Origin of the sequence: Butyrivibrio sp. LB2008 (assembly GCF_000621565.1) — a bacterium.
Taxonomy (GTDB): Bacteria; Bacillota; Clostridia; order Lachnospirales; family Lachnospiraceae; genus Butyrivibrio.
This window is the reverse complement of the sequence record NZ_KK211307.1, coordinates 240,462-254,773: the sequence shown is the minus strand read 5'-3', so window position 1 is coordinate 254,773 and position 14,312 is coordinate 240,462. Positions and strand designations below refer to the sequence as shown.

The following is a 14,312-nucleotide window of genomic DNA, read 5'->3' as shown; positions in this document are numbered from 1 at the left end:
GATCTCCAATTGTATTTTTATCAGTCTCTTGTAATTCCGAGCAAATTAAGAACATCACTTTGTTTCTTTTCCATCACTGCCGCTTCGTCTTCTTCCATGTGATCGTAGCCGCACAGATGAAGCATGCTGTGAGCGATAAGAAAAGCAAATTCTCTCTTTGTACTGTGTCCGTATTCTTCAGCCTGACTTCTCACCCTGTTCTCATTGACAACGATATCGCCAAACATGATATTTCCGGTATCCGGATTCAGAAGGTCGTTTTTCTGCTCTCCGTCCATAACAGAGAAATCACCGGGCTCATCATACGAAACATTTGGAAAAGAAAGAACGTCAGTCGGCCTGTCTATCTCCCTGAACTGCCTGTTAAGTTCCTGTATCCCGTCATCATCGGTGATCGTGAGACTTATCTCCACCTCTTTGTCGCACCCCTCGGATCTTAAAACCTCTTTTGCAACTACAGTCGCAACTTCTTCGGGATCAAAATCAAAGAGAGCTCCCGTCTCATTCTCAACGTAAAAAGTCATAATAAAGCTTCTCCTTTTTCATTATCTTCTTCATAACCTCAAGTTCCCTGAACGTAACATCATAGTCGCGAAGCTCTCCGTCGGAAACTTTTTTATCTATGATAGAATCAATAAGATTATCGTAATCTATCTTCGCATCCTTGTCCTTTTTAAGAAGATACATTATGGATGCTATAAGCAGTTCCCCAAGTTGAACAACTAGCGCCTCTTTGGATTTCGGCTCATTCTTTTTGGGTTCTATATAATCATGCAAAAAATCCATCGCCTCAGTCGGGAAACTGTTATCGGCGTAGATATGTTTGACATCATCCCAATCAGATTTTCCTTCAAGAACTCCTATCCTGTGATAATACGAGCAGTTCTTTACGGCTCTGGCATTTATATTAAGTCCGAGCGCCATTCTCTCTGCAATATATGCAGTGTGAATAGCCCTGAAATATTCATCTTTATTTTTTTCCTTGAGAGTAACAAGAAGCGGGAAATCCGCATCATTGATAACCATATACATATCATTCGTCCGTCTTATAACATAAACACCGAAAATGTTTAGGAATATAAGCAGGATGGTAAGATTAAGCATAATATTGATAGCAGGTGAAAGAAGCAAAAGCGCAGAAAAAGTCCTGTTAAGGAACAGGACATTATATGCAACCAGAAATACCGCCTGCATCAAAAGAGAAATAAATGTCGGAATTCCTATCTCGGTATCCTCTTCCAGATCTCTGAACATCGCAACAGCGACCGCTCCTGCAAGAACATACATAAACAGTTCTCCGCAGCCTCCGTTCTTTTCAAGCATAACAGAGATTGAAACCATTCCGATCCCCGCAACCATACCTATCTCAGCATTTGAAAAGAGCACAAGCATGACAAAAAGTGACATATAAGGCCAAAATACGTTAGGTATAAGGCTAAAAACGCAGGCAAAAATTAGCGCAACAAAATAGCCCGCAACGAAGCGGTTTCTGACCACATTGTTATCATATAACAATCTGCTCTGACCGTCGGATACGGCGTCAACAAGCATAAATATGATCGTTCCCGCTATCGCGACAGAGACGATTGTATTTCTCATAGTAGCTTCATAGCTTTTATCCGTAAAGAAAGAAAAAGCAAAGACAATAACTCCAGTAAAAATGAGCATTGCCGCGTATAACAATTTGACTTTCACACTCGAAATCTTATCGTTTGCCATTGTCTGAACGCTTCTCCAATTTTTGTATAGACTTCTTTTTCTTTTTGTTCTCGGCCTTCTTCTCGTAATCTTCGTAGGCCTTAACAATTTTCTGAACAAGAGGGTGTCTCACAACATCGCTGCTTGTAAGTGTGCAAAAAGCTATATCATCTATTCCCTTAAGGACATTTCCCGCAATCTCAAGTCCGGATCTGACATCAGCCGAAAGATCCTTCTGAGTCGCATCACCCGTGATAATTACCTTGGAACCGAATCCGATTCTTGTAAGGAACATCTTCATCTGCGCAGGTGTTGTATTCTGTGCCTCATCGAGAATAATAAAGGCATTATCCAAAGTTCTTCCTCTCATGTAAGCAAGAGGTGCAACTTCAATAAGCCCTTTTTCCATATTTTTGATAAAATTCTCCGTACCCATTATCTGGTAAAGAGCATCATATAAAGGTCTGAGATACGGATCGACCTTGCTCTGGAGGTCTCCGGGCAAAAATCCGAGCTTCTCTCCGGCTTCAATGGCAGGTCTTGTCAGTATTATCCTGCTGACTTCTTCCCTCTGGAAGGCAGTTATCGCCATTGCCATTGCAAGATAAGTCTTACCCGTTCCGGCTGGTCCGAGACCGAAAACGATCATCTTGTTTCTGATCGCATCAATATACTTCTTCTGTCCGAGAGTTTTAGGCTTTATCGGCTTACCCGAGACGGTATGACAGATAATATCTCTGTCTATATCAACAAGGACGTTATCATTCTGCGTGACATCCTTGTTTTTGGCAGCATCTTCTTTTAACGAGATGGCATAATCGACGCTCTGCTCTTCTATATGCGAGCCTCTTCTCGAAAGCTGAACAAGCTCACGTATTATACTTGAAGCCTTGTTTGCTCCCTCTTTTTCACCTATTATGCGAAGCTCGCCGTTCCTGTCGATGATCTCGACGTGAAGGCTGTCTTCTATCTTGCGTATATAACTGTCGTTTCCGCCAAATATATTGCGCTCATCCTCAGCTGTAAGCGCCAATCTAAGTTCTGTAATCTCACTCATTTATGATATGGTTCTCCGCAGGAAATTTTATAACCTCTGTAAATCTGTTCCAAAAGAATTACTCTCATCATCTGATGAGGAAATGTCATGTCCGAAAAGCTGATCGATGAATCCGCTCTCTTAAGAACGCTCTCATGAAGTCCCAGCGATCCGCCGATGACAAATTGTATGTGACTGGTTCCGTTAACTCCCAGTGAACTTATATATTCAGAAAAAGCTTCCGATGTATACTTCTTACCTTTTATTGCAAGCACGCAGACATGGGCTCTTTCATCAATATTCTTTAAAATTCTCTCCGCTTCTTTTTTCTTGATCTGCTCCTCGACAGAAGGCGGAGCATTGTCAGGAGTTTTCTCATCGGCTACTTCTATTATGTTTAGCTTACAATATCTCGAAAGCCTCTTGGAATATTCTGCGATTGCATCATTCCAGTACTTTTCTTTGATCTTGCCGACGCAAACGATACTGATATTACTCAAAAAAATCTCCAATCATCTTTTTTAAATCACTTATCTACAGGCTTTCCACCCGTCACGATGCCTCCGATTCCGTTATTGGAAAGGCCTTCTTCCGACATGTAAATATGTTCATCACTGTCACTCTTGCGACTGAGCACAGGAATTTTGCCTTCTTCGTCATTGGAAGCATTTTCTACAGAAGACCACTTGCCTTCTTTGCAGTTCCCAACCCATTCCGTAGTATATCCGTCGGGATCGATGATGATAATATACATCTCTCCGTCATACTTGCCATCCTTGAATATACCGATGGCATTCTGCAAATATATATCTTCTTCGTTCATATATTCCGGATTGTAATCGTAGTGTTCCTGGCCTTCGCCTGTAGGAAGGTCGTTCTCCCAGGCTCCGAGATACGAATGCTCTGTAACAACATAGTTACTGTACGAAGGATAGAAATTTATCCAGGCTCCCGTACCCTGCCTTACTCCGTTTACCCAGTCTCCGAAATAGTAGCAACCATCTTTGTAAACGGCAAGTCCTTTTCCATTTGGCTTCCCTTCAGAATCGGTATCGCCATAGTAATAGAAATCATTGATATAATTAAGCGAATACGACATGGCTTCATATCTCTCAAGATGAGCCAGATCGCTTACCGCAGCCATATTGTTCTCTGACCAGTAAACATACATCTCATTTAGCTGCGTCTCCAAATTATATTCAACGCCCTTATATATATCCTTAAAAACGACTCCCTTAGTCATATAGAAGCTGTTTCCGGAAACGGTAGAATCCGTTGAACTGACCGTAGCCGCCGTCAGACTCATCGCAGATACATCTATCTCGCTGCTCTCCTGTGAGCTGCCTGCATATTCCGTGATATTCTTATCCAGTTCACTGTCATCGTCTTTATCGTTTGTATTATTGAAAACCAACAGACATCCCGCAAGAATTAAAAGAATAACCGAGAGTATACCTGCAGTCATCGCAACTTTAACGTTTGTGTCTCTGTCCATACGTATTCTCCATTACATAATCTCATTCATTATATCACATTCTATCCATTAAATCGCGCAAAAAGGGAATAAAAAAAGGAACGGAAGCAAAGTATTTCTGCATCCGTTCCGTATTTTCAACCATTCGACATTAGCCGATTGTGTGAATCCATCCCTCAGGAGCTTCAACGCGTCCCATCTGGATTCCTGTAAGTGTGTCATAGAGCTTCTTCATAACAGGTCCCATCTCGTCCATTCCGCTTGCGAAGCAGATTTCCTTGCCGTGGTCGTTGATCTTGCCTACAGGGCTGATAACAGCTGCTGTTCCGCAAAGTCCCATCTCAACAAAGTTCTCAACTTCTGAAAGCTTAACAGGTCTCTCTTCAACATTAAGTCCAAGGATCTCTTTTGCAACATAAACAATTGATCTTCTTGTGATTGAAGGAAGAATTGAATCTGTGTGTGACTTAGGAACTACAAGTCCGCCTTCTTTAGTAACGAAGATGATGTTAGCTCCGCCTGTCTCCTCGATATATGTTCTGCTCTCTGCATCAAGATATACATTCTCTGCAAAGCCTTCCTCATGAGCCTTTACAATAGGATGTAAGCTCATTGCATAGTTAAGTCCGGCTTTGATATTACCCGTTCCGTGCGGTGCCGCTCTGTCAAAGTCACTTATCTTAACAACGATAGGCTTAGCACCACCCTTGAAGTATGGACCTACCGGTGTTACGAAAATTCTGAACTGATACTCGTCAGCAGGTTTAACACCGATAACGTTTCCTGTAGCGAACATAACAGGTCTGATATAAAGTGTTGCACCACTTCCGTAAGGAGGAACCCAGTCAAGGTTAGCCTTAACAACTTCCTCAACAGCCTTGATAAATCTATCTTCAGGGAAAGCAGGCATTTCAAGTCTTGTAGCTGAATCTACCATTCTCTTGGCATTTAAGTCAGGTCTGAAAGTTACAACCTTGCCATCCTCGGTCTCATATGCCTTAAGTCCTTCGAAACACTCCTGTGCATAATGAAGAACACCTGCATCCTCACTGAGCATGATCATATTGTCGCCTGTAATGACACCATCATCCCATTTTCCGTCTTTATAGTTAGAAACATATCTCTTGTCAGCAACCATGTAGCTAAAGCCTATATTGGCCCAATCTAAATCTTTTTTACTCATAATACTACTGCATCCCCTTTCCAAACTTTAATGCGGCAAAGCGCTAATAGTTAAATTATAGTCCATTATTTTTGAACGTCAAGTAATGAATTGGAATAATTACTTATCGTTAGAATTGTCTTTCTTTTTAAACTTACCTGCAAGCTTTATCACCCTGTCACGACTTGTGTGATAGAGCTTAGTCATCATACCGACTTCCTTGTGTGCATTATACTTATCGTTATGTTCATCGGTAAGTGTCTTGTATTCTTTGTTCTCTATATATGCAAGATCGTCATAATCTTCCGTCTCGGTGCTAAGCCCCTTCTTAGACAGAAGTATGTTCGTGATTCTTGAAACAAAAGCATAAATAACGGCAAAAATAGGAACTCCGACAAGCCATCCGACTATTCCCCACAATCCGCCAAAGAACGTGATTGAAAAGAGAACCCAGAAACTCGATAATCCCGTTGAACTTCCAAGGATCGTAGGTCCAAGGATATTTCCGTCAAACTGCTGCAAAACAATTATAAACGCAAGGAATATAAGTGCCTGTACAGGTGTAATCACAAGAAGAAGCGCTCCAATTGCGCCACCGATATACGGACCAAAGAACGGAATAATATTGGTAACACCGACAATAACGGAAATAAGCAAAGGATAATCGAGTTTCAAAATGATACATCCAACATAGCATATTATTCCTATTATCACGGAATCCACCAGCTTGCCGCCGACAAAGCCTTCAAAAATATCTCCGATAAATCTGAATCCGCCTACGATCTCATTGGCAAATTCTTCTTTAAACAAAGCATAAGCAAGTTTCTTACCCTTTGTAGAAAAAACTTCTTTTGAATTAAGAACATATATAGCAACGATAAGTCCTACAACAAGATCAAAAATGACCTTGATTATAGAGAACACACCCTGTGATGCCATCTTGAAGAACGAATCCATGCTTGGCACCAATGGCATAAGTTTTTCCTGAAGGAATTCACTGAGTGAAACATAAGAACGATCAAGCTGTGAATTGATAAAATTCTGAACTTCAAGTGAATTGGATTCAAAAAGTATCTGTGACTGAGTGTCGATCTGATCTTTATACTCAGGAAACTTCCTGACGATCTGTCTTATACTTTCGATAAGTTCAGGAATAATGATCCTGAACAAACTGTAGATGACCATCAGGAATATGATCATCGTGATCATTACAGATATTTTTCTTGCCTGTTTTCTTTTCTTCACATTCGCACCTGACGAACGTGAGATGTCATAGCCCCTCTTTCGATAAATAGGATAAACGATTTTTCTTTCAATACCATCCGTAAGCGGGATGAGAATAAAAGCGATAATAACACCTATTACTATTCCGGATAAAGAATCGATCACTTTTGAAAAAGTATTTACCACGGAAATTCCATTAAATATCACATAATAAGCAAGCATTATCGCAATGCTTAAAAAGAAAATCGTTATAGCCCAGGTTACCTGGTTTTTCTCAGGTTTCATTTTCATAGTTATGCCCCCAAATTATCCGGCATTACTGTTCATTCATTTCTTTCAGAATGTACTTAAGGCTGTCCAGATAATCATCATTTATATCTTCTATTTTTCCTTTATCACAAAGCGCCGAAATAGCGGGATCCAAAGGAATTCTTCCAAGTATATTTATTCCCTTTGATGCCGCATAGCTCTCAATCTTGCTCTCTCCGAATATATTGATCGGCTTGCCGCAATGAGGACAATTCATATAGCTCATATTCTCCACGATACCAAGTACCGGGATTTTCATCATCTCAGCCATATTAACCGCTTTTTCAACGATCATGCCGACAAGTTCCTGAGGAGTAGCGACAACGATAATACCGTCCACGGGAAGAGACTGGAAAACCGTAAGCGGAACATCTCCTGTTCCGGGAGGCATATCAACAAACATAAAGTCAACATCGCCCCAATTTACATCTGACCAAAACTGCTTAACGATACCTGCAATAACAGGTCCTCTCCAGATAACGGGATCTGTCTCATTATCCATGAGCATGTTAAGAGACATTACCTTTGTTCCCTTTTCCGACTCGGCAGGCAAAAGCCCTGTCTCATCAGCATTCTTGGCCTGTCCTATCCCAAACATCTTAGGAATCGAAGGTCCTGTAATATCAGCATCAAGAATTGCCGTCTTATATCCCTCTTTAGCCATATATACGGCAGATAAGCCTGTCACAAGGCTCTTTCCTACGCCGCCTTTACCACTTACTATTCCGATAACTTTTTTTACATGTGTATGTTCACCGGGAGCAACTTTAAAGTTATCCTCCATCTGCTTCTTAAAGTCCTCCGGCTTCTTACCGTGTCCGTTAGCCATTTTCCGTCTCCGTTTCATAAAAAGATCAAGTAATATAAGCTGAAAAATCAGCGCTTATATACGCAGTCAGCGACTTCCTCATCCTCTTTGTCGCCTATGTAAGACTCAATAATAAATCTCGGACGATTCTTGGTCTCAAGATAAATCTTACCGATATACTCTCCTATAACTCCGAGAGAAATCATGATAAGTCCGCCTATTGCCCAAACAGACAAAACTGTAGTTGTCCATCCCGGAATAGTCTGACCTGTAAAATATCTGACAAGCGAATATACAAACACCGCAATACTTACAAAGAAAATAAAGAAACCAAGTCCTGTTATCATCTTTATAGGTTTTGTACTAAGACTTGTGATTCCCTCAATCGCAAAACTGAGCATCTTCTTGAGAGGATATTTACTCTCTCCTGCGAATCTCTCAGCTCTCTCATAATAAACAATATCAGACTTAAATCCGAGCATGGGAACGATTCCCCTGAGAAAGAGATTGACCTCTCCAAACTCAGAGAGAGCCTGAAGCGCTCTTCTGCTAAGAAGTCTGTAATCCGCATGATTATAGACTGTCTTCGCTCCCATAGCATCAATTAGTTTGTAATATGACTCTGCGGTAAATCTCTTGAAAAAAGTATCTGTGGTTCTCTTTGATCTTACTCCGTAAACCACTTCGCTTCCTTCATTATTGAACTTTTCGATCATGGCATCTATCGCATTGATGTCATCCTGAAGATCGGCATCCAACGAAATTGCCATATCACAAAGATCCTTGGCAGTCATAAGACCTGCCAAAAGCGCATTCTGATGTCCCATATTCCTGGAAAGATTTATTCCCTGAAATACTTCGTCATCCTCATGTAATTTTTTTATTATATTCCATGTATCATCCTTTGAACCGTCGTTTACCAAAAGGATCCTGCTGTCGGAAGAAATCATTTTCCTCTCTATAAGGCTGTTGACCTTCTCCTTAAGTCTTTTGGACGTCTCCGGCAATACTTCCTGTTCGTTGTAGCAAGGAATCACGCAGAATAATCTGTTCATTTACTTTCCCTCCGATGAGTTTATATAATTAATAAGCCCCTCTGAGTCAATAATCTTTTGCATAAATTCCGGGAAAGCCTGTCCGCGGAACTTCTCACCTGTTGTCTCATCTGTGATGATACCGGAATCAAAGTCCACACTTACAATATCTCCGTTTTTAATAGCATCTGCGGCTTCCTCGCACTCAATAATGGGTAGTCCGATGTTAATACTGTTTCTGTAAAAGATTCTCGCAAAACTCTTAGCTATTACACAGCTTACGCCTGCGCATTTAATTGAAAGAGGCGCATGTTCTCTTGAAGATCCGCAGCCAAAATTCTTTTCGGCAACGATAATATCTCCTGATTTTACATTCTTTGTAAAATCTTTATCTATATCTTCCATACAGTGCTTGGCAAGTTCATCACCTGTAGTACTGTTAAGATAACGAGCGGGTATGATTACGTCTGTATCTACATTATCACCATATTTAAAAACTGTACCTTTTGCAGCCTTCATTTTCTATTCTCCTTATAATCCAAGTTCAGCGGGTTGTGAAATTTTTCCTGTAATTGCACTTGCAGCGGCTACAGCCGGTGAAGCAAGATAAATCTCGGAATCTATCGCCCCCATCCTGCCTACGAAGTTTCTGTTTGTTGTAGAAACGCATCTCTCTTTGGAAGCAAGAACGCCCATATATCCGCCAAGGCAAGGTCCGCAGGTAGGTGTTGAAACGATAGCACCTGCTTCAACAAAGCTCTTGATAAGTCCTTCTTCCATAGCCTTAAGAAAGATCTTCTGAGTTGCAGGGATAATGATACATCTGATGCCGGGTGCAACCTTTCTTCCCTTTATGATCTCTGCAGCAGTTCTAAGGTCGTCAATTCTTCCGTTTGTGCATGAACCGATAACAACCTGATCGATCTTAGTTTCTTCGATCTCATCAAATGTATGTGTATTCTCGGGAAGATGAGGGAAAGCAACGGTAGGCTTAAGTGTACTTAAGTCGATTGTATATTCCTCATCATATTCAGCATCGGGATCTGCTTCATAAACAGTATACTCCTTATTCGGAGCATGTTCCTTGAGATACTCTTTTGCAATATCATCAACAGGGAAAATACCGTTCTTTCCGCCTGCTTCAATAGCCATATTTGCAATTGTAAGTCTGTCATCCATTGTAAGATTCTTGATACCTTCGCCGACAAATTCCATTGACTTATAAAGAGCTCCGTCAACACCGATCATACCGATGATATGAAGGATAACATCCTTACCGCTAACCCACTTTGAAGGCTTTCCGATAATATTGAACTTGATGGCGCTCGGAACCTTGAACCAAGCCTTACCTGTAGCCATTCCCGCAGCCATATCGGTTGAACCGATACCTGTTGAGAAAGCTCCGAGAGCTCCGTAAGTACATGTATGTGAATCTGCACCGATGATAAGGTCTCCCGGAACAGTAAGTCCCTGCTCGGGAAGAAGTGCATGCTCGATTCCCATCTGTCCTACTTCAAAGTAGTTTGTGATATTGTTCTTTCTTGCAAACTCTCTTACGCACTTGCAGTTTTCTGCAGATTTAATATCTTTATTCGGAGTAAAGTGATCGGGAACAAGAGCAATCTTGTCTTTATCGAATACACCGTCCTTTGTAAATTTTGACATCTCGTTAATTGCAACCGGACTTGTAATATCATTTCCGAGAACAAGATCCAGATTAGCCTCGATAAGCTGTCCTGCCTTCACTTCGGGAAGTCCTGCATGGGCTGCCAATATCTTCTGGCTCATAGTCATTCCGCTCATTTTGTAATCTCCTTCAATCATCTATTAATTATAATCAAAAATATACTACTAAATATAACACAACACCTCGCCATAAAGAACATGACAATTTTAATCGTTTTTCTTGATTATTTTTAATGTATACATCGAATAAATAACCAATATAAGTGCTCCAACAATAGACATAGCAAGTCCGGCCTTTAATCCTTCAGGCTCATATGTAACTCTGATATCGTGAACACCTGCAGATACAGGGATTGCCATAAGGCCGTAATCAGCTTTAACAATCTCTGTAGGCTCACCGTCTACCGTACAACTAAAGCCTTCCGTAGCGGGAACCGAGAAGAATACAAGCTTTCCGCCGTCAAGATTGGTTGTCTTTGCACTAAATCCATATGTATCTGTAACAAATGAAGTGCATGCGCTCTTCTTTCTCTTCGCACACTCTCCCTTAAATCCGCTGTATGTAAGACTACCGGATGAAAGCTCCTCAGCCTTTATCTCTTCCATATCAAGCTTATCGCCGTATTTAACTGCATCTTCCGTTGAAATGATCACTACTCTCGCAAGCTCGTAGTCATAGTCGGAAGCTTCAAGATCTTTCCACTCATCTTCAGTTATATAGTAATCATATGCAAATCCCATAGGAATGTAATTTGCATTCTCAAAAATATCGAATCCGTTCTGATTGTCACGGAATGAATATCCTTCTGTTCCGTCACCGTCGTTAAATACTCTGTTTCTGCTGATTATTGCATTCTCCATGTAATATCTTGAAGACAATATCGCACGGATACCGGCTCTATTAATTGGAAGATTGGTCTCAACCGTTCTTGTTATACCTGCAGTACCCTCAAGGAAATCAAAGATCTCAGAAGGAACCGTACTTAAGAAGCAGTGAACCGAAGGGATTCCCCAAGCCATATCATAATTGGTAGACGTACTGTCAACTTCGCCTCTGCAGAAACTTGTCTGATCTACATTAACTTTAGTAAACAGCATCTGATCCTGCCACTTCTGTTTTCCTTTATCACTAATGATAGAGCTTCCGTTGTAAACAGGAATAAAGGTAGATACAATACAGCTTGCGATAACAATTCCGAGAACAATTCTGTCTCTGTAGCTGATATTTGACTTAACCTTCTTCTCCTCAAAACTCTTCTCAAACTTAAACTTCTTAGGGATAGCAAATACAGTAACCAAAAGCATGAATGACAGGATTGCAGATCCCATAAGGTCTCTTAAGAAAATCTGTACATTCTCAGTCATGTTCATGAATACAATATCGCCCTTATCATTCTTTGAGGGCAAAAGATATACCGCAACAAAGAACAGGAACATGATAACCGCAGTAACCGCGCCCTTCTTCATGTGAATCGACTTCCCGCGCTCCGCAGCCATTGCAGTCATAAGACACATTATAAGGATGGGCATATAGAACCATCTTGCATAATAAGCACTGTTGAACAGCGAAAATGCAGCATTTAAAACAGGAATAAATGCCATAACCGCACATACGGTAATAAGTGTCTTCTGCCAGCTCTTTTTCTTTCTGTTCTGCAGATAGAATGCAACAACGCCGGATATACCGAACAAAGGAAGGTAAGCCGCAAGTGAAGCATTCTTAACCGTTCCGGTATAAAAAAGAGTTCCCTTTCCGATAATATCAGGAAGCATAGAAAGGCTCTTTACAATATCGAAAATAAGCTTCTCACTCGGATAAACGAGCATATCATAGCCGTTTATATAATTATTAAGTCTGGTATTTCCCTGTACTCCAACAAATGCCTGCATCAGGAAGAAGCCCGCAAAAAGGACTCCGACAAGTCCACCTGCCAGTGCTCTGCCAAATCTGACTGCCACAAGTTCTTTATCCTCGAGATCGACATATCTGATGACAAAGTATATGATCAAAAAGATAACCTGACCAAAGAAAAAGTAATAGTTTATGACAGACATAAATGCCGTAATCAACGCAAATGCAATAAATGGCTTTCCGGAAAACTTGAATTTACCGTCTACCTTCACCGGCGCATTCATAAGCTTGTCAAAGAGCAGCATGAACAGCGGGAAAAATGCCACAGCATCGGTAAAGTGGTTAAATACAATATTACAAGCGTTGAATCCAGAAAATGCATAAAGATATCCGCCGATCATTGCATATGTGTACTTATGTACATACTTTCTGATATATACATATGCGCAAGTCGCAGAAACAGCATATTTAAGTGCCATTAAAAAAGGCATCATATAAGGAATCGCACTCTCAGGAAAAGGAACAGTCAGCCAAAAGAACGGGCTTCCCCAGAGATAAAAAGCAAAATCTCCAAACATAGTTCCGCCAAGATCGGCATTCCAGTTCCAGAAAAACTCACCGCTTCTCACCGCTCTGTGAGCGAGCATATAAAACGGCACCTGCTGTACGTTATAATCGCCGTAATAGAAAAATGGCAATCCTCTCTTAATAAAAATAGGCAAAAGAGCCAGAACATACATAAGATATGCGCTCAAAAACATGATAACAGGCACATACCAGCTCTTTTCCACAAGACTTTTCTTTGTACTTGTTTTATCCAAACTAATATCCAAAATAATCTCCTCTATAACATCAAATTGTAAAAAAACTAAAGAAAAAAGAGTGTCGCCATTTAAACAAACGACACTCTTTCTATATTATCCCTATTTTGAAACAATTTCAATTGTATGCTAAAGGATTAGTTGTTTATGAGCTTATCTGACTCATTGTTCCAGCTGTAAAGCTTTCTGATCTCCTCACCGATCTTCTCAGCAGGATGCTCTGAAGCAAGCTTTCTCATAGCCTTGAAGTGAACCTGTCCGCCTGCCTCTGACATATCAAGAAGGAATTCCTTAGCGAAGCTTCCGTCCTGGATGTCCTTAAGGATCTGCTTCATAGCCTTCTTTGTCTCAGCTGTGATAACCTTAGGTCCTGTGATGTAATCACCGTACTCAGCTGTGTTAGAGATTGAATATCTCATTCCTGCGAAACCTGACTGATAGATAAGATCTACGATGAGCTTCATCTCATGGATACACTCAAAGTATGCATTTCTCGGATCGTATCCTGCCTCAACAAGAGTCTCGAAACCACACTGCATAAGTGCGCAAACACCACCGCAAAGAACAGCCTGCTCACCGAAGAGGTCAGTCTCTGTCTCTGTTCTGAAGTTAGTCTCAAGAAGACCTGCTCTTGCTCCACCGATTCCTGCACCGTAAGCAAGTGCAAGATCAAGTGCCTTACCTGTAGCATCCTGCTCAACAGCAACAAGACAAGGTGTTCCCTTTCCTGCCTGGTACTCTGAACGAACTGTGTGTCCGGGAGCCTTAGGAGCGATCATAGCTACGTCTACATCCTTAGGAGCCTTGATAAGTCCGAAGTGTACGTTGAAACCGTGTGCGAACATAAGCATGTTGCCGGGCTGAAGGTTGGGCTCGATGTCCTCTTTGTACATCTTAGCCTGCTTCTCATCATTGATAAGGATCATGATGATATCAGCCATCTTAGCAGCCTCTGCTGTATTGTAAACTTTAAGTCCCTGAGCCTCAGCCTTAGCCTTGCTCTTTGATCCCTCGTAGAGACCGATGATTACGTTGCATCCTGAATCTTTAAGGTTAAGTGCGTGAGCATGTCCCTGTGAACCATAACCGATAATAGCAATAGTCTTACCCTCTAATAATGAAAGGTTACAATCTTCCTGATAAAAAATACGTGCGTCCTGTGACATTTCTTTTTCCTCCGTTTTTTCTTTTTAAAAATCCTAAAAGTT

13 protein-coding genes are annotated in these 14,312 nt (G+C 41.1%); all 13 read right to left on the bottom strand.

Features of this window, described 5'->3' with window-relative positions:
• Nucleotides 1-20: 20 nt before the first annotated feature.
• The 13 genes from ybeY to ilvC all read right to left on the bottom strand — a co-directional run bounded on the left by ybeY (nt 21) and on the right by ilvC (nt 14,270).
• The gene (gene ybeY, locus T356_RS0115885) at nt 21-524 is read right to left on the bottom strand and encodes an rRNA maturation RNase YbeY (protein WP_026515344.1); all 504 of its coding nucleotides are present in this window, start codon (nt 522-524) and stop codon (nt 21-23) included.
• Entirely contained in the window at nt 508-1,719 is a 1,212-nt protein-coding gene (locus T356_RS0115880; protein ID WP_026515343.1) for a hypothetical protein, read from the bottom strand. The genes ybeY and T356_RS0115880 overlap by 17 nt, the downstream gene beginning before the upstream one ends.
• Nucleotides 1,706-2,755 carry a PhoH family protein gene (locus T356_RS0115875; protein WP_026515342.1) on the bottom strand — a complete coding sequence of 350 codons (1,050 nt, stop codon included), beginning with the start codon at nt 2,753-2,755 and terminating at the stop codon, nt 1,706-1,708. Before T356_RS0115875 ends, T356_RS0115880 begins: the two co-directional genes overlap by 14 nt.
• Entirely contained in the window at nt 2,752-3,234 is a 483-nt protein-coding gene (gene rlmH, locus T356_RS0115870) for a 23S rRNA (pseudouridine(1915)-N(3))-methyltransferase RlmH (protein ID WP_051563498.1), read from the bottom strand. Before rlmH ends, T356_RS0115875 begins: the two co-directional genes overlap by 4 nt.
• A gap of 26 nt (nt 3,235-3,260) precedes the next feature.
• Nucleotides 3,261-4,229 (bottom strand): hypothetical protein, encoded by a 969-nt coding sequence (locus T356_RS0115865; RefSeq protein ID WP_026515340.1) that lies wholly within the window; start codon nt 4,227-4,229, stop codon nt 3,261-3,263.
• A 130-nt stretch (nt 4,230-4,359) separates the two neighbouring features.
• On the bottom strand, nt 4,360-5,391 hold the full coding sequence (locus tag T356_RS0115860; protein ID WP_026515339.1) for a branched-chain amino acid aminotransferase: 1,032 nt from the start codon (nt 5,389-5,391) through the stop codon (nt 4,360-4,362).
• A gap of 99 nt (nt 5,392-5,490) precedes the next feature.
• Nucleotides 5,491-6,885, bottom strand: coding sequence for an AI-2E family transporter (locus T356_RS19820; protein WP_051563497.1), 1,395 nt, complete (start codon nt 6,883-6,885; stop codon nt 5,491-5,493).
• 25 nt (nt 6,886-6,910) lie between these two features.
• Nucleotides 6,911-7,732: an Mrp/NBP35 family ATP-binding protein gene (locus tag T356_RS0115850; RefSeq protein WP_026515338.1), complete on the bottom strand. Its 822-nt coding sequence runs from the start codon at nt 7,730-7,732 to the stop codon at nt 6,911-6,913.
• A gap of 47 nt (nt 7,733-7,779) precedes the next feature.
• Nucleotides 7,780-8,766 carry a glycosyltransferase family 2 protein gene (locus T356_RS0115845; RefSeq protein WP_026515337.1) on the bottom strand — a complete coding sequence of 329 codons (987 nt, stop codon included), beginning with the start codon at nt 8,764-8,766 and terminating at the stop codon, nt 7,780-7,782.
• On the bottom strand, nt 8,767-9,264 hold the full coding sequence (leuD, locus tag T356_RS0115840; RefSeq protein ID WP_026515336.1) for a 3-isopropylmalate dehydratase small subunit: 498 nt from the start codon (nt 9,262-9,264) through the stop codon (nt 8,767-8,769).
• A 12-nt stretch (nt 9,265-9,276) separates the two neighbouring features.
• Complete coding sequence (gene leuC, locus T356_RS0115835) at nt 9,277-10,548, bottom strand: 3-isopropylmalate dehydratase large subunit (RefSeq protein ID WP_026515335.1); 1,272 nt, start codon at nt 10,546-10,548, stop codon at nt 9,277-9,279.
• 90 nt (nt 10,549-10,638) lie between these two features.
• Nucleotides 10,639-13,116, bottom strand: a complete 2,478-nt coding sequence (locus tag T356_RS0115830) for a YfhO family protein (protein WP_026515334.1) — start codon at nt 13,114-13,116, stop codon at nt 10,639-10,641.
• Between the two features lie 125 nt (nt 13,117-13,241).
• Complete coding sequence (ilvC, locus tag T356_RS0115825) at nt 13,242-14,270, bottom strand: ketol-acid reductoisomerase (RefSeq protein WP_026515333.1); 1,029 nt, start codon at nt 14,268-14,270, stop codon at nt 13,242-13,244.
• Nucleotides 14,271-14,312: the final 42 nt, after the last annotated feature.